Annotated in this window: 8 protein-coding genes; 6 read left to right on the top strand and 2 right to left on the bottom strand. The window is 69.0% G+C overall.

Annotated elements, in window-relative coordinates:
* Positions 1-49: 49 nt before the first annotated feature.
* Both galA and ACW177_RS07730 read right to left on the bottom strand, forming a co-directional pair.
* The gene (gene galA / locus ACW177_RS07735; RefSeq protein ID WP_492027992.1) at positions 50-2,947 is read right to left on the bottom strand and encodes a beta-galactosidase GalA; all 2,898 of its coding nucleotides are present in this window, start codon (positions 2,945-2,947) and stop codon (positions 50-52) included.
* Between the two features lie 50 nt (positions 2,948-2,997).
* Positions 2,998-3,735, bottom strand: a complete 738-nt coding sequence (locus ACW177_RS07730) for a GntR family transcriptional regulator (RefSeq protein ID WP_492027991.1) — start codon at positions 3,733-3,735, stop codon at positions 2,998-3,000.
* A 195-nt stretch (positions 3,736-3,930) separates the two neighbouring features.
* On the opposite strand from ACW177_RS07730, the gene ACW177_RS07725 reads away from it, so the two are divergent.
* The 6 genes from ACW177_RS07725 to ACW177_RS07700 are packed head-to-tail and all read left to right on the top strand — an operon-like array spanning position 3,931 to position 17,062.
* Entirely contained in the window at positions 3,931-6,231 is a 2,301-nt protein-coding gene (locus ACW177_RS07725; protein WP_492027990.1) for a beta-N-acetylhexosaminidase, read from the top strand.
* Positions 6,228-8,834, top strand: coding sequence for a beta-mannosidase (locus ACW177_RS07720; RefSeq protein ID WP_492027989.1), 2,607 nt, complete (start codon positions 6,228-6,230; stop codon positions 8,832-8,834). The genes ACW177_RS07725 and ACW177_RS07720 overlap by 4 nt, the downstream gene beginning before the upstream one ends.
* A complete protein-coding gene (locus ACW177_RS07715; RefSeq protein WP_492027988.1) occupies positions 8,831-11,422 on the top strand; it encodes a glycoside hydrolase family 3 C-terminal domain-containing protein in 2,592 nt (863 codons plus the stop codon). The genes ACW177_RS07720 and ACW177_RS07715 overlap by 4 nt, the downstream gene beginning before the upstream one ends.
* Positions 11,419-12,846 (top strand): glycoside hydrolase family 125 protein, encoded by a 1,428-nt coding sequence (locus tag ACW177_RS07710; protein ID WP_492027987.1) that lies wholly within the window; start codon positions 11,419-11,421, stop codon positions 12,844-12,846. The genes ACW177_RS07715 and ACW177_RS07710 overlap by 4 nt, the downstream gene beginning before the upstream one ends.
* The gene (locus ACW177_RS07705) at positions 12,843-15,149 is read left to right on the top strand and encodes a GH92 family glycosyl hydrolase (RefSeq protein ID WP_492027986.1); all 2,307 of its coding nucleotides are present in this window, start codon (positions 12,843-12,845) and stop codon (positions 15,147-15,149) included. The genes ACW177_RS07710 and ACW177_RS07705 overlap by 4 nt, the downstream gene beginning before the upstream one ends.
* Entirely contained in the window at positions 15,146-17,062 is a 1,917-nt protein-coding gene (locus ACW177_RS07700; protein ID WP_492027985.1) for an alpha-L-fucosidase, read from the top strand. Before ACW177_RS07705 ends, ACW177_RS07700 begins: the two co-directional genes overlap by 4 nt.
* The last annotated feature ends 180 nt before the right edge of the window (positions 17,063-17,242 follow it).

Raw genomic sequence — 17,242 nt, 5'->3', positions numbered from 1 at the left:
ATCGCAGCAAGCCAGACGGCCCCCGCAAGGGCCGCCGTCTGGTCGATCTTCAGCGAAGGGCCTTCAGCTTGACCGGCCCGGTCACGCCCGACGCCTCGCCCGGCGCCGCCTCAATGATCAGCGTGACACGGCGTTCGCCGGCGCCGGGACCGAACGCGGCCACACCGTCCCTCAGGGGCGTCGCCTGGCCGTCGATCCACAGCGAGACCGCGCCGGACAGACCTTCGAACTGCAACACCCCGCCCTCCTGGGCGACGGCGCGCCACGGCTTCACCGCCGTGCGATAGACCCGCCAGTTCCGCGTCGGCTCCGCGCCGGTCGTCACGCCGCTGCGCACGAAGGCCCAGCTGTTGTTGTCGCCGTCGGTCGGGGCCAGGCTCGGGTCTGGCCGCTGGGCCAGGGCCGGCGACCGCCGCCATCCCAGGATCGGCTGCGCGGGAACTAAAACAGGCGCGTACCGGGGCGCCGCCCGATCCAGCCGTTCGACCGCCAGCCGCGCGGGCCGCAATCCGGGCGCCGACGCCGTCACGACGATCCGTCCCTTCCCCGCAGCCGCCTGAACGATCACCTGCGCCAGGCCGTTGAACAGCGATCGCATCGCGCCTTTTTCCGGCTCGTGGCTGTTGGGATTTCCATTGCCCAGGCCGATGATCTCCGCACCCGCCACGTCAAAGGTCACCGGCAGGTTGGCGGTAGGCACATGGCGTCCGGCGGCGTCCACCGCATCGACCGTGACCGGCTGAACATCCTCTCCGTCGCCCGCCATCACCGTCCGCACCGGCGTCAGCCGCAGACGAACCGGCGCGCCCGTGGTCTCGTGCGCCGCCATGGCGACGACCCGTCCGGCCCGCCGGGCGATGGCCTCTATCCGACCCGGCTCATAGGGAATCGTCCATTCCGCCCCCATGATCCGGTCGCAGGCCACGACGCCCAGCGAGCGTCCGTTCAGCTTCAGTTCGACCTCATCGGCGTTCGACATGACCAGCACCGGGACCGGCTGTCCCTCGCGGCCCGGCCAAGTCCAGTGCGGCGTGATCGACACCACGTCCTGATCGTCGACCCAGTGCGCCCGGTGAATATCGAAGGCCGTCTTGGGGAAGCCGCACAGGTCCATGATGCCGAAGAAGCTGGCGATGGTGGGCCAGGCGTGCGGCGTCGGCTCGCCGTGATAATCGAACCCCGTCCAGACGAAGCCGCCGGCGACAAAGGGCCGATCCATGATCGCCTTCCAGGTCTTGCGATGCGTATCGCCCCAGCTCGCCGCCTCGGTGTCATACGAGGTGATGACATTGGCCTGCGGATCGCTGGCGAAGGCGCCGCGCGTCTCGAACGCGCTGGTGTCCTCCGAACTGGTCATCGGCCGCGTCGGATGAAGCGCGTGGAAGCGGTCGTAGTCCCCCTGGTAGTAGTTGAAGCCGGTCACATCGACGACGCTCGACACATTGATCGGTTCGAAGAAGGCCCCGTTCATCGCCGCCGTCACGGGCCGCGCATCGTCCAGCGCCTTCACCGCATGGGCCATGCGGCGCACCATCTCGACCCCGGCTTCGGAGCCCTGCATGGGCTCCTCGTTGAAGACCGACCACAGGATCACGCTGGGATGGTTCCGGTCACGCCGCACCAGCCACTCCAGCTGCGCCATATAGTCTGGCGCCGGGTTGAACACCCGGTTCTCGTTCATGACCAGGAAGCCCATCCGGTCGCAAAGGTCCAGGAACTCCACCGCAGGCGCATTGTGGGCGCTGCGAATGGCGTTGCAGCCCATCGCCTTCAGCCGCTCCAGCCGCCAGCGCACCAGCCCGTCAGGCATGGCCACCCCGACGCCGGCATGATCCTGGTGAATACAGACGCCTTTGAGCTTCAGCGGCTGGCCGTTGAGGAAGAAGCCCTGGTCCGCATCGAATCTCAAGGTGCGGAAACCGACCGCGATACGCCGCTCATCGGCCACGCGCCCATCGACCAGCACCTGGGTCAGGACCGTATAGAGCGTCGGCTGATCGACGGACCAAAGCGCCGGATCGGCGACGGGAATCGACACCGAGGTCCCGGCCCGTTCCAGCGCGGGAACCGTCAGCGGCACGCTGCGGGTCGCCAGGGTCCGGCCCTGCGGGTCCAGCAGGCTGGCCTGCACCTCGACCTGGGCCGGGTCGCGACCGACGTTGAACAGGGTCGCCTCGACCGGCACGCGCCAGCCGCTGTCCGCGTCCTGTCGCGGATCACAGTGGACGCCGTCGGTGGTCAGGGCGACCGGCGCGCGCACCGTCAGCCAGGCGTGGCGATACAGGCCCGCGCCCTCGTACCACCACCCCTCCATGGCCTCGGCGTCGACGCGGATCGCGATCACATTCAGCTCGTCGCCGTACCGGGCGAATGGCGTCAGATCCACCTCGACGCTGTTATAGCCGGACCAGTTGTGGGCCACGATGCTGCCGTTGGCCCAGATGGTGGCGTGGGTGGCGATGGCGCCGAACTGCAGCAGTATGGTCTTGCCGCGGTCGGCCGGGTCCAGTCGAATCGTCCGCCGATACCAGCCGATCCCGCGCGGCCGGAACCCCTGGGAAATGTTGGCCGTCTCGACGAAGGGCTGCGACGCCGCCCAGTCGTGCGGCAGGCGCACGCGGCTCCAGTCGCTGTCGTCATAATCCATGGCGGCCGCGCCGCGCGCATTGCCGGCCTTGGCGTTCAGATAGGTGGCGTGATGGTCGGCCAGCGGCGGCGGCACGATTTCGCCTTCGTGAAACAGCCACCCCAGATCCAGACTGATGCGGGACGGATCCTCGACCGGCAGAGGCTCGGGCAAGGCGGTCTGAGGCGCCGGCATCGGCAGGGCGCCCGCCCCGGTCGCGTGTCCGGCGTCACCGGCGACATCCGCTGACGCGACGCCGGGGATCATCAGTCCCGCCGTACTCGCGCTGCCGATCAACAGATTGCGGCGGTCAACGATCATGGCGGCTCCGCGCGAAGACTGGGCCGCCGCAACGCGCCGGCGAAGTGGGATCAAATGTCCGAAAGCTCGGCGACGAAGTCGTAGGCGTCGCCCCGATAATAGGAGCGCGTCAGCTCGACGGTTCGCCCGTCGCGCAGGAAGGCGCGCCGCTCGATCAACAGGCCCGGACTGCCCAGGGTCACGCCCAGCATCTTCGAATGCTCGCCGCCGAACGGCACGGCCCGCAGGCGCTGAAGCGCGCGGACGGGACGCATCCCGTGGGCTTCCAGCGCGGCGTAGAGCGAATCCTCCACGGCCTCCAGCGACGGCAGGGCCGTGCCGAGAATGGTTGAGAACTCCAGCGCCATCGGCACCTCGTCCGCGAACCGGATGCGCTGGAACCTATGAACCGGAACGCCCGGCGACACCCCGAATGCGATGGCTTCTTCCGGCGTCACCGTGCCCGAGGCGCGCGCCACCCAGCGGCTGCTCGGCACGCGACCGCGCGCCACCATGTCTTCCGAGAAGGAGGACAGTTTGGAGAAATTCTTTTCGACCCGGCCGGCGACGAAAGTGCCGGCGCCGCGACGACGGCTCAGCAGCCCGTCCTCCACCAGATCGCCGATCGCGCGGCGCACCGTGATGCGCGACACGTCATATTCCGTCGCCAGATCCCGCTCCGCCGGCAAGGCGTCGCCCTCCGCCAGGGTTCCGGCAGTGATCGCATCGCGGATCAGCTGGCGCAATTGGATGTAAAGTGGCGCCACATTGCTCGGCGACAGTGCGCCGATCCGTTCCGAAAACGACATGCCTCTCTCGATCTTCCTGCCACCGGTTGAGAACCGATCAATGTTCGTCCTCGCATGGCGAATAGGGAATTCACAATACCATTAAGCGGCATAGCGGCTGGAAAACGACGATTCGTCACACCGGATAGGGCTGGACGCCCCGTCGAGAGGGCGCCATCGTGCAACAGTACCAAAATCGGACCAAAGGGGGATGGGATGATGCAGAAAGCCATGATTGCGGCGATTTGGGCGGGGGCCCTTCTTCACGCTTCGTCAGTCTCAGCTGCGGCCGAGACCGCCACGCCCCTGCCGCTGATTCCCATGCCCGCATCCGTCACGCGGACGGCGGGCGGCGTTTCCATTACGAACGGCGCCGGCGTCGTCGCTTCGGACGCGGGCGCGACCGCCGTGGCGCGACTGCTAATCGATCAGGTTCGAACGACGCGGGGACTGGAGCTTCGCACTGCGACCAGCGGCGCCGTCCGTCTTGAACGCGACGCCGGCGTCGTCGGCGAGGGGGCCTATCGGCTCGAGGTTTCAGACGCCGGGGTGCGGATCACCGCTTCGACGGATTCAGGCCTGCTGTACGGCGCCATGACCCTGGCTCAGTTGCTGTCGCCCGACACCGCCTTCGGCCAGCCCGTCGCCGTCCCGGCCATGGTCATCGAGGATCGTCCCGCCTACCGCTGGCGCGGCTATATGGCCGACGTGGCGCGCCACTACCAACCGGTCTCGGCGCTGAAGACCTCCATCGACCAGATGGCGGCGCTGAAGCTGAACGTCCTCCATCTGCACCTGTCCGACGACCAGGGCTGGCGCATCGAGATCAAGCGCTATCCCGAACTGACGCGGATCGGCGCCTGGCGCACCACGCCTTCGGCCGGAAGCGAACCGCCCAAACGCTATGGCGGCTTCTACACCCAGGACGAGATGCGCGATCTGGTCGCCTACGCCGCCGCGCGCGGCGTCACCATCGTTCCCGAAATCGATCTGCCGGGCCATGCCCAGGCGATCGTCGCCTCCTATCCCGAGCTAGGCGTCTTCGGCGACCGTCCGCCGGTCTCGGGCGACTGGGGCGTCAATCCCTATCTGCTCGACCCCGGCCCGGAAGGGATCGCCTTCGTCAAGGCGGTGCTGGACGAGATCATGGACATCTTCCCCGGCCAGTACATCCATCTGGGCGGAGACGAAGCGATCAAGGACCAGTGGAAACGCTCGCCCCGCGTCCAGGCCCTGATGCGCGAACAAGGCATCGCCACCGAGAACGCGCTTCAGTCCGCGCTGATCCGCGAGTTCGACGCCTATCTGCGCGCCCATGGCCGGGTGCTGATCGGCTGGGACGAAATCCTCGAGGGCGGCGGCCTGCCGCAATCTGCGGCCGTCATGTCCTGGCAGGGCGAGAAGGGCGCGATCGAAGCCTCGGCCGAGGGGCATGACGTCGTCCTGTCGCCGGCGCCCATCCTGTATCTCGACAATCTCCAGTCCTGGCTGCCGGGCGAGCCGCCGATGCGCCCGGCCAATCCGGCCATGACCCTGGAACGGGTCTATGGCTATGACCCCATGCCCCAGGCCATAGCGCCCGCCGACCGCCACCATGTGCTGGGCGCCCAGATGAACGCCTGGTCGGAATATCTCTCGACCCCGGCCCTGGTGTGGCACGCCACCTTCCCGCGCCTGGCCGCCTTCGCCGACAATATCTGGTCGGGCGCCCAGACCCGCGACTTCCCCGGCTTCCTCGACCGGCTGGAGCCCCAGATGGCGCGCTGGAAACGGGCCGGCGTGCCCGCCGCCGACAGCGCCTTCGCCGTCGGCTACACGCTTCAGGGCGCCCGCTCCGACGCCGTCCGCACCGGCCAGGCGACCGTCGCCCTGGCCAGCCAGACCGGACAGGGCGTGATCCGCTACACCCTGGACGGCTCCGAACCCTCGCCGACGTCTGCAGCCTATGCCCAGCCCCTGACCACGCTCCTGGGCGTGACCATCCGCGCGACGTCGTTCGGCGCCGGCGACCAGGCCCTGGCCGCGCCCCGCACCTATGAAACCCGCACCTCGGCCCTGCTCACCGCCGACGTCAACGCCCTGTCCGCCTGTATGGGCGGGATCGAACTGCGCCTGCCGCTGGATCCGGATTCCGGCGCGGTCGCCCCGGCCTATAACGCCAACATCTTCGACGACTGCATGAACTGGCGGAACGCTCCACTCTCGGTCGCCAAGGGCTTTGACATCGAGGTGGCGCGCCTGCCCTACAACTTCGGCATCGCCAATGATTTCAAGCGGATGAAACACTATTTCGCCGCGACCCAGTTCGGCGAACTGATCGTCCGCGCCGGCGGATGCGAGGGAACCCCGGTCGGAACCTTCCCCCTGCCCGATCCCGCCGCCGCGCCCGTGCAGATGCGTTTCGCCGGACGCCTGCCCGCCGGTCTGACCGACAGCGACCTGTGCATGACCTTCACCTCTCCCATCGGCGACTATTTCTACGCCGTCGGCGGCGTCATCCTGGAGGCGGCCCAGTGAGATCGCATCGCGTCAGCGTACTCGCCCTGGGCATAGCCCTGTCCTGGGCCATTACGGCCCCCACCTTCGCCGGCGAACGCCAGACCACCGCGCTCGACAGCGGCTGGTCGTTCAGGATCGATCCGGCCGACGTCGAGGCCGTCCGCGCCCACCCCCGCGCCGCCCGCTGGCTGCCGGCCCGGACGCCGGGCAGCGTGCAGCAGGACCTGATCGCCGCCGGTCTCGTCACCGATCCCTTCGTCGGGCTGAACGAGGCGGACATCCAGTGGGCGGGGCTGACCGATTGGGAATACCGACGCACGCTTGAGGTCACGCCCGCGATGATGGCGCGCGGCCATCTCGATCTGGTGTTCGACGGGCTCGACACCTTCGCCACGGTCCGGGTCAATGGCACGGTCCTACTGTCGGCGAACAACGCCCATCGGCGCTGGCGCGCCGATGCGAAACCCCTGCTGAAGCTGGGGGCCAATACGATCACCGTGACCTTCGCCTCGCCGATCGACACGCTTCAGCCCATGGTCCTGGCCGAGGCCCATCCCCTGCCCGGCGAGTACGACAGCGCCTTCGGCGACGAGCCCAAGGGGCGCCAAACCTCCCCCTATATCCGCAAGCCCAAATATCACTACGGCTGGGACTGGGGCCCTCGCATCGTCAACCTCGGCCTGTGGCGCCCGGTGTCGCTGGACGCCTGGGACGACGCCCGGATCGACACCCTGACCATTGATCAGGAGGCCGTCACGGACGCCGAGGCGCGGATCAACGCCCGGCTCGACATCACGGCGGACACGGCGACCTCGGTGCTGGTCCGCGTCGATCTGACCGGGCCAGACGGGCGCACCCAGACCCAGACCCGCCCTGCCGGCCTGGCCCCCGGCGCCAACCGGCTTTCAGTCCCGGTGACCATCCCGACCCCGCGTCGCTGGCAGCCCATCGGCTATGGCGACCAGCCGCTCTACACCGTCACGGCGACCCTGGTCGAAGACGGCCGCGACAGCGACCGCGCCTCAAAACGTACGGGCCTTCGCACCGTCGAACTGATGCGCGAGGACGGCGGCTTCGGGCTCAAGATCAATGGCGTGCCCATCTTCATGAAGGGCGCCAATCTGATCCCCTTCGACAACTTCCCCGCACGGGTCAGCCGCCAGGATCAGGCGCACGTGCTGCGCATGGCCGCCGACGCCAATATGAACATGATCCGCGTCTGGGGCGGCGGCTATTATCCCGACGACGCCTTCTACGAGGTCGCCGACGAGCTGGGCCTGATGGTCTGGCAGGACTTCATGTTCGGCGGCGCCGTCACGCCCCCCGGCGCCGACTTCCGCGACAATGTGGCGGTCGAGGCGACCGAACAGGTCGAACGCCTGCAAGCCCACCCGTCCCTGGTCATCTGGGCCGGCAACAACGAGGTCCTGTCCGGTTGGGAGAACTGGTCGGACCGCAAGGCCTTCAAACGGGCGGTCGGCCCGGATGAGCAGGAACGGATCGGAACCCATATGGCGGTTCTGTTCGACCGGGTCCTGCGTGAGGCGGTGACGCGCGGCGACGCCGACGTCCCCTATTGGCCGGGCTCGCCCTCGACCGACTACGAGACCCCCACCGACACCGACCGGGACGGCGACCGCCACTTCTGGGACGTCTGGTCGGGCTCCAAGCCCATCGAACGCTATACCGACAGCTGCCCGCGCTTCATGTCGGAATACGGCTTCCAGGCCATGCCGGGCCTGGCCACCATCGCCGCCTTCGCAGGGACAACGGACCTGACCGCCGACAGTCCGGTGATGAAGGCCCACCAGAAGTTCCTCTCGGGTGAAGGCAATGCCCGCATCCTCTTCTATCTGGCCCAACACCACCGCACGCCGCGCGACTTCGCCGACCTGGTCTATCTCAGCCAGGTGATGCAGGCCGACGCCATCCGCACGGCGGCGCTGCACCACCGCGCCTGCCGCCCCGTGACCATGGGCTCGCTGTACTGGCAGCTGAACGACACCTGGCCCGCCGTCTCCTGGTCCAGTATCGACAGGTACGGCCGGCCCAAGCTGCTGCACCACGCCGCCCGACGCTTCTTCGCGCCCCAGGCCATCGTCGCCGAACGCCGCGCCGAACAGACCCGGATCGCCCTGGTGTCCGACGCCACGATCCAGGTGGCCGGTCGCTGGACCCTGCGCACCCTGTCCATGGACGGCCAGGTTCTGGCCGAGCGCGGCGGCGCCGTGACCCTCGACCCGCTGTCGGCCGTCGACGTCGTCAATATTGACGACGCCGAGTTGTTCGGCGCCGCCCCGGCCCAGAGCAGCTACGCAGTCGCCGAACTGAGCTTGGACGGTCGCCGCGTCAGCCGCGCCGTCATCGAACGGGCCGAGCCCAAGGACATGGCCTATCCCGATCCCGGTCTTTCGACCCGATGGGACGGCGACCGCCTGACCGTCACCGCCGCCAATCTGGCGCGCGCGGTCATGATCGATTTCGGCGTCGTCGCGGCCACCCCGTCCGACAATGGCTTCGATCTTCTGCCCGGCGAGAGCGTGACCGTAACGGTGGACAGCGCCGCAGAGCCGCAGGCTCTGCGTCAGGCCCTGACCCTTCGCACCCTGGCCCAACCATGAGACACAGCACCGCAGTTCTGGCCTTGCTTATGGCCGCCGGCCTCTCCGCCCCCGCAGCGGCCCAATCGGTCAACTGCGCCGCCTGCGCCCCCTCGGACGCCCCCGCTCAGACGGCCTCGGGCGAAGGCCTGACGCTGGAGCGCAAGGCAGCCCAGCTGATGAACGCCGCCCCGGCCGAGCCCCTGCTGGGCCTGCCCGCCTACGACTGGTGGAACGAGGGCCTGCACGGTCTGGCCCGCAACGGTCAGGCCACGGTTTTCCCCCAGGCCATCGGCCTGGCCGCGACCTGGGACGTCGATCTGGTGCAGCGCGTCGGCGACGTCACCTCCACCGAAGCTCGCGCAAAATGGAACGCGCGCCCGACCAATGCCGCCCGCGACCTGTTCGAGGGACTGACCCTGTGGTCCCCCAACATCAACATCTTCCGCGATCCGCGCTGGGGCCGGGGCCAGGAGACCTATGGCGAAGACCCCTATCTGACCGGCCGCCTCGGCGTCGCCTTCGTCCAGGGGCTCCAGGGCCCGGACCCCGACCATCCCAAGGTCATCGCCGCACCCAAACATCTGGCGGTCCACTCAGGTCCGGAGGCGGGTCGCGACAGCTTCTCGGTCAATGTCTCGCCGCATGACCTCGAGGCCACCTATCTGCCCGCCTTCCGCGCCTCGGTGGTGGACGGCAAGGCCCAGTCCCTGATGTGCGCCTATAACGCCATCCACGGCACACCGGTCTGCGCCTCCTCGGCCCTGATGATCGACCGCCTGCGCGGCGACTGGGGCTTTACCGGCGTGACGGTGTCGGACTGCGACGCCGTGGCCAACATCTATCTGTTCCATCACAGCCAGCCCGACGCCGCCCACGCCGCCGCCGCCGCCCTGAAGGGCGGCACCGACATCAACTGCGGCGGCGCCTATCGCGCCCTGCCCGCCGCGGTGCGCGCAGGTCTGGTCGATGAAGCCCTGGTGGACGCCGCCCTGGATCGCGCGCTCGCCGCCCGACGCGCCCTGGGCGCGGTGGTGGACGGCCACTCGCCGTGGGACTCGATCCCCGCGACCGCCGTGGGCACGCTCGAACACCGCGCCCTGGCGCGCGAAGCCGCCGAGAAGTCCATCGTCTTGCTCGAAAACAGTACGGACCTTCTGCCTTTGCAGAACCAGAAGATCGCGGTCATCGGCGCCAATGCCGACGACCTGAGCGTGCTCGAAGGCAATTATCACGGCGCGGCCATTGACCCGGTCACGCCGCTAGAGGGTCTGCGGGCGCGCTTCGGCGCGGCGCGGACCTCTTACGCCCAAGGCGGTCCGCTGGCCGAGAACACCCCGGTGGTCGTGCCGGAAACGGCGCTGAGCAGCGACGGCCGACCGGGCCTTGAGGTCGAGGTCCGCGACGCCGACGGCCATATGATCCGCAGCGGCCGCGACCGCCGCATCGACCTAAACCTGACCAAGACGGCGCCGTTCAAGGCGCGCTGGACCGGCCTGTTCACGCCCCCCGCGCCCGGCCGTTATCGCCTGATGATCGACGGCCCGGCCTGCTGGCACGCCTGCCCGGCGCATGACGCTGTGCGGCTATGGATCGACGGGGTCAAACAGATCGACAGCATCATCGGCGGCTCCGGCCTCGATGTCGAAGTCGCCGGCGACCGACCTTCCGAAATCCGGCTGGAGCTGGATCACAACGGCGGCGACGAAGGGATCCGGCTGCGCTGGATCGCCCCCGCCGAGGTTCAACGCGCCGAAGCCGTGGCCGCAGCGGCGGCGGCCGACGTCGTGGTCGCCGTGGTCGGCCTGTCGCCCGATCTGGAAGGCGAAGCCCTGCGCGTCTCGGCCCCCGGCTTCGTCGGCGGCGACCGCACCGAGGTGATCCTGCCCGAGCCCCAGATCGACCTGCTGAAGGCGCTGGCCGCCACCGGCAAGCCTCTGGTCGTGGTCATCGCCTCGGGCAGCGCGGTGTCGCTGGGCGACCTAAAACCCGAGGCGGTCCTGCAACTCTGGTATCCCGGCGTCGAGGGCGGAACCGCCCTGGCTGCCGTCCTCAGCGGCGACGTCAATCCGTCTGGCCGTCTGCCGGTGACGATCTACGCCTCCAGCGCCGACCTGCCGGCCTTCACCGACTACGGCATGAAGGAGCGGACCTACCGCTACTTCACGGGAACCCCCGCCTGGCCCTTCGGTCACGGCCTCAGCTACACCCGTTTCGCCTACACAGCCCCCCGCCTGCCCGACACGATCCGCGCAGGCCAGCCGGTCGAGGTTGCCGTTTCGGTCCGCAACATTGGTGCGCGCCCGGGCGAGGAGGTTGTCCAGGCCTATCTCCTGCCGCCGGACGCCGGGCGTGAAGGCAATCTGACCGACCCCGTGCTGCAACGTCAGCTCGCCGGTTTCGCGCGGGTCTCCACCGCGCCGGGCCAGACCCGCGAGGTCAGACTGACCATCGACCCACGCGCCATGAGCAGCGTGGACCGTACGGGAACACGCCGCGTCCTGCCGGGCGCCTATCGCCTGTGGCTGGGCGGCGGTCAGCCGGGCGACGCCGACGGCGTCTGGACCCAGTTCGTCGTCACTGGCCAGGCTGTGGAGTTGCCGAAATGATCCCGACCCGACGCACCCTTCTCGCCACGGGCGCCGCCTTCGCCGCCGCTCCGGCGCTCGCGGCGGCCCCCGCCGCCCCCTTCATCAGCCGCCGCCCCGCCGTGTCGGATCGCCGCTTCACCAGCGCCGCCGTCGAGGCTGAGATCCAGCGCGTCTCGGCCCGGATCGCCGATCCCAAGCTGCGATGGATGTTCTCCAACTGCTATCCGAACACCCTCGACACCACCGTGCGGATGTCCCAGATCGACGGCGCGCCCGACGCCTTCGTCATCACAGGCGACATCCCCTGCCTGTGGCTGCGGGACTCGGCGGCGCAGCTGAAGCCCTATCTGCATCTGGCGAACCGCGATCCCGCTTTGGCCGACGTCTTCCGGGGACTGATCGCCCGCCAGGCGCGCTCGATCCTGATCGACCCCTACGCCAACGCCTTCATGGAAGACCCGTCGGCCGCCTCGAATCTCGAATGGGCCCTGTCCGACGAGACGGAGATGAAGCCCGGCGTGGCCGAGCGGAAATGGGAGATCGATTCCCTCTGCTATCCGATCCGTCTCGCCTACGGCTATTGGCGCCAGACCCGCGATACCCGCCCCTTCGATGCCACCTGGGCGGCGGCGGCAACGGCGTCCGTGCGGACCCTGCGCGAACAGCAGCGCAAGGACGGTCCCGGACCCTATCGGTTCCGGCGCAAGGCCAACCAGCCGACCGAGACTCTGCTGTGGGGCCAGGGCAATCCGACCCGGCCGGTCGGCCTGATCCATTCGGCCTTCCGCCCCTCGGACGACGCCTGTCTCTATCCCTTCCTGATCCCCGCCAACCTGTTCGCCGTGACCAGCCTGCGCGAGCTGGCCGTCCTGGCGGTGGAGGCCCGTCCCGACCCCACCCTGGCCGCTCAGGCCACCGCCCTGGCCGACGAGGTCGAGACCGCCCTGCGCCAATGGGGAACCATGCGCCTGCGCGACGGGCGCGAGGTCTGGGCCTATGAGGTCGACGGCTTCGGCAACGCCGTCTTCATGGACGACGCCAACGCCCCCTCCCTGTCCAGCCTCGCCTATCTTGGCTGCGTCAGCCCCGCCGACCCTCTGTGGCGCCGCACCCGCGATGCGGCCTGGAGCCCCGACAATCCCTGGTTCTTCAAGGGCCGCCCGGCCGAGGGCATAGGCGGCCCCCATGTCGGCCAGGGTCAGATCTGGCCCATGTCCCTGATCATCCGCGCCCTCTCGTCCGACGATCCCGCCGTGATCCGGGCCTGTCTGCGCCAGTTGCGCGACACCGACGCCGCCACGGGCTTCATGCACGAGGCCTTCGATCAGGACGATCCGACCCGGTTCACCCGGTCCTGGTTCGCCTGGGCCAACGGCCTGTTCGGCGAACTGATCGTCCACCTCGACCAGACGGCGCCGGCCCTGTTGCAGGAAGCCCTATGATCTCGCGTCGCGCCCTTCTCGCCTCTGCGGCCCTGATCGCCCTGCCGGCTCCCGCCCTGGCCGACCGCCCGACCTCGACCCGTCCGAACCTGTTCATCGGCACGGGCGGCGACGGCCATACCTATCCCGGCGCCACCCTGCCCTTCGGCATGGTCCAGCTGTCGCCGGACACGGATGTCGAGCGGTGGGCCACCTGCTCGGGCTATCACCGCGACGACGACTCCATCATGGGCTTCAGCCACACCCACCTGTCGGGCACAGGCATAGGCGACATGCTGGACGTGCTAGTGGTCCCCACGACCGGCCCGGTCCAGCTCCTGCCCGGTCCCCTGGCCGACCCTGACCAAGGCTACCGCCAGCGCTTCTCCGACGAACAGGCCCTGCCCGGCGACTATCGCGTGACGCTCGAGTCCGGCGTCCGGGCCGAGCTGACGGTGACCGAGCGCACCGGATGGCACCGCTATACCTTTCCCGACGGCGCCGGCCATCTGCTGATCGACCTGTCCCATCTGGTGGCCGACAGGCCGGGCGCGCGGCCCTTGATTGACGAGGCGCTTTTGGCCCTCGACGCCGACGGAACCCTGACGGGCGGGCGCCGCGTACATCGCTGGGCCAAGGGGCGGCGGATCTATTTCGCTCTCCAGGTCTCGCGCCCGCCCGACCGGGTCGTCCTGTACGGCGATGATGATGTGGAACAGCCCGTCGGCGCTACGGGCGTCACCGGCAAGCGGCTCAAGGCCGTGCTCCACTATGACGAGGCCGGCGCCTCCCCCCTTCTGGTCCGCTGCGCCCTGTCGGGCGTGGACGTCGCCGGCGCCCGCGCCAATCTGGCGGCCGAGGCCTCGCACTGGGACTTCGACCGGGTGCGTCAGGCGGCCCAGACGCAATGGGTCCAGACCCTGGACTGTATCCGGGTGGAGGGCGGGTCCGAGGATCAACGCACCATCCTGTCCTCGGCCCTCTATCACGCCCTGCTGGCCCCGACCCTGTTCTCGGACGTGGACGGACGCTACGTCGGGCTGGACCGTCAGGTTCACACCCTACCTCGGGGCGAGGCCGCCTACAGCACCTATTCCCTGTGGGACACCTATCGCGCGGTCCATCCGCTGCTGACCCTTATCGCGCCCGACCGCGCCCGAAGCCTGGTCGGGGATTTGATCCGCCAGACCCAGCAGAGCGCCTACGGCCCGCCCATCTGGACGCTTCAGGGCGTCGAGACCGGCACCATGATCGGCTGGCACGCCGTGCCCGTTCTGGCCGAGGCCATGGCCAAGGGGATCGTCGCCGACTACGCCGCCGCCTGGCCCGCCATCGCGCGACGCAGCTTCGATTTCAGCGCGGCCGATCTCGCCAACAGCCGGGGCCGCGCCCTCTACGACCAGATGGGCTACATCCCCGCCGACAAGGTGGACGAGAGCGTCAGCCGGACCCAGGAATACGCCTATGACGACTGGGCGGCCTCCCATATCGCCCGCGCCGCCGGCGCCGAGGCCGAGGCCCGCCGCCTGGTCCAGCGCTCCGGCAATTGGCGCGGCGTCATCGATCCGGCTATTGGCTTCGCCCGCCCCCGCTTCGCAGACGGCGGCTGGTGGACGCCCTATGACCCGATCCAGCTGGGCCACATGCCCCGGCCCGACTGGCGCGACTATACCGAGGCCAACGGCTGGCAGGCGACCTTCCTCAATCAGCACGACATCTACGGCCTGATCGCCCACCTGGGCGGCGACGCTATGTTCGAGGCCAAGCTCGACGCCCTGTTCTCGGCGCCCTCGACCCTGCCCGCCAACGCCCCGCCCGACATCGCCGGTCTGGTCGGCCAGTACGCCCATGGCAACGAGCCCGATCAACACGCGCCCTATCTCTATGCCTATGTCGGCGCGCCCTGGAAGACCCAGGCCATGGTGCGTCGCCTCTGCACGGAAATGTACCGCAACGCCCCCGAAGGCATCATCGGCAATGACGACTGCGGCCAGATGAGCGCCTGGTTCGTCTTCTCCGCCCTGGGCCTCTATCCGGTCGATCCGGTCGAGGCGGCCTATGTCTTCGGCTCCCCGCTGTTCGACCGCGCCCAGGTCTCTCTGGGCGCCGACCGCGCTCTGGTGATCGAGGCGAAGACCAACGCCCCCGACCATCCCTATGTCCAGTCCGTGCTCTGGCGCGGACGCCCCTGGACCAAGGCCTGGATCTCCCACGCCGAACTGATGCGTGGCGGAACCCTGTCCTTCACCATGGGCCCCCGGCCCAACCTCGACTTCGGCCGCGCCCTCGCCGACCGCCCGCCTTCTTTCGGAAAAGCCGCATGACCCTCGACCGTCGTTCCCTGATCGCCGCCGGCGTCGCCCTGGCGGCCGCGCCTTTAGCCCTGCCCGCTCGCGCTTCGGCGCGCGTCGCCCCTCCTACGCCCTGGGGCGCCGTGCCCTCGGAACGTCAGTGGCGGTGGCATCAGCGTGAACAATACGCCTTCATCCACTTCGCCATGAACACCTTCACGGACAAGGAATGGGGCTTTGGCGACGAGTCGCCTTCGATGTTCGACCCCACCGATTTCGATGCAGACCAGATCGTGGCCGCCGCCCAGGCCGGCAATCTGAAGGGCGTCATCCTGGTCGCCAAACACCACGACGGCTTCTGCCTGTGGCCGACGATGCTGACCGAGCATTGCATCCGCAACAGCCCCTACAAGGACGGCAAGGGCGACATCGTCGGCGAGGTCGCGGCGGCCTGTCGCCGGGCGGGCATGGGCTTCGGCATCTATCTGTCGCCGTGGGATCGCAACCACGCCGAATACGGCCGCCCCGCCTATATCGAGTACTTCCGCAAACATGTGGTCGAGCTGTGCACCCGCTACGGCGAGCTGTTCGAGTTCTGGTTCGACGGCGCCAACGGCGGCGACGGCTACTATGGCGGTGCGCGCGAGACGCGCCAGATCGACGCCCCCGCCTATTACAACTGGCCCTCGATCGTCGCCCTGGTCCACAGCCATCAGCCGATGGCCTGCACCTTCGACCCCCTGGGCGCCGACATTCGCTGGGTCGGCAATGAGGACGGGATCGCCGGCGATCCCTGCTGGCCCACCATGCCCAACCATCCCTATGTCCAAAGCGAGGGCAATTCCGGCGTGCGCGGCGCCCCCCTGTGGTGGCCGGCCGAGACCAATACCTCGATCCGCCCCGGCTGGTTCTTCCACGCCGACGAAGACGCCAAGGTCCGCAGCCCCGCCAATCTGGTCCGCTATTTCGACACCTCGGTCGGGCGCGGCACCAATATGAACCTGAACATCCCGCCCGACCGGCGCGGCCGTATTCCGGACCAGGACGTGCGCATCCTGAAGAGCTTTGGCGATGCGATCCGGGCCAGTTTCGCCGTCAATCTGGCGGACGGCGCCGTCGTCTCGGCCAGCCATGTTCGCGGCCCCGGCTATGAGCCCGCCCGCGTGCTGGACGGCGACCGCGAAACCTACTGGTCGACGCCCGACGACGTCGTCACCCCCGCGCTGACGCTGGACCTGGCGTCGGAACAGAGCTTCGACCTGATCCGCCTGCGTGAATATCTGCCGCTCGGCGTGCGCGTGACCCGTTTCGCCGTCGAGGCCGAGGTGGACGGCGCCTGGCGCGTCCTGGCCGAGCACGAGTGCATCTCGGCCCAGCGCATCATCCGCCTGGACCAGCCCATCAAGGCCCGTCGTCTGCGGCTGCGCGTGCTGGAGGCTCCGGCCTGCCCCGCCATCAGCGAGTTCGCCGTCTTCCGCTCCGTCGCGCCCGTCGCAGTCCCGCCGGTGGCGTCCAGTGATCCGAAGGTCCTGGCCACCACCGGCTGGCGGATCGTCGAATCGAGCGCCCCGGGCGCCGAGGCCCTGCTGGATTCTGAGGTCTCCACCGCCTGGGTCCTGGCTGCGCCGACGCCGTCGCAACCAGCGACCGTCACCCTCGACCTGGGCGCGGTCCAGGCTCTGGGCGGCTTCAGCCTGACCCCGGCCCGCCACCCCATCCGGGGCGCGGCGCCTCCGCGCGGCTACCGCGTCGAACTCAGCACCAACGGAACCCGCTGGACGCCCGAGACGACCGGCGAACTGTCCAACATCGCCTACGCCCTCTCCACCCAGAGGGTCGCCTTCTCCAGCCCCAGGACAGCCCGCTACATCCGGTTCCATTTCAACGAAACCGCCGTCCCCGCCGCCCGCCTCGCCATCGCCGGCATCGGCGGCTTCAAGCCCTGAGTCGCGCCTGACATGCCCCGTCCATCACCTGATGGGTGGGGCGTCTCTCTGTCCGAAGACCTCATCCACGCCACGCGCGCCGAACGGTCGGTTCCGCCTCTCTGGAAGCCCTGCGACGGCCGACGCGCCCATCGGGGGCCGGGGCCCAAGATCGCGCACCATGCCGCTATTGACCGGGCC

Source organism: Brevundimonas sp. AVps23W, assembly GCF_058681395.1.
This window is presented reverse-complemented; position numbering and strand designations above follow the sequence as displayed.

Excerpts from the sequence above, each read along its gene's own strand:
- ACW177_RS07715 (WP_492027988.1), top strand. The coding sequence starts at position 8,831 with ATGAGACACAGCACCGCAGTTCTGGCCTTGCTTATGGCCGCCGGCCTC.
- ACW177_RS07730 (WP_492027991.1), bottom strand. The coding sequence starts at position 3,735 with ATGTCGTTTTCGGAACGGATCGGCGCACTGTCGCCGAGCAATGTGGCG.
- galA (WP_492027992.1), bottom strand. The coding sequence starts at position 2,947 with ATGATCGTTGACCGCCGCAATCTGTTGATCGGCAGCGCGAGTACGGCG.
- ACW177_RS07725 (WP_492027990.1), top strand. The coding sequence starts at position 3,931 with ATGATGCAGAAAGCCATGATTGCGGCGATTTGGGCGGGGGCCCTTCTT.
- ACW177_RS07700 (WP_492027985.1), top strand. The coding sequence starts at position 15,146 with ATGACCCTCGACCGTCGTTCCCTGATCGCCGCCGGCGTCGCCCTGGCG.
- ACW177_RS07710 (WP_492027987.1), top strand. The coding sequence starts at position 11,419 with ATGATCCCGACCCGACGCACCCTTCTCGCCACGGGCGCCGCCTTCGCC.
- ACW177_RS07705 (WP_492027986.1), top strand. The coding sequence starts at position 12,843 with ATGATCTCGCGTCGCGCCCTTCTCGCCTCTGCGGCCCTGATCGCCCTG.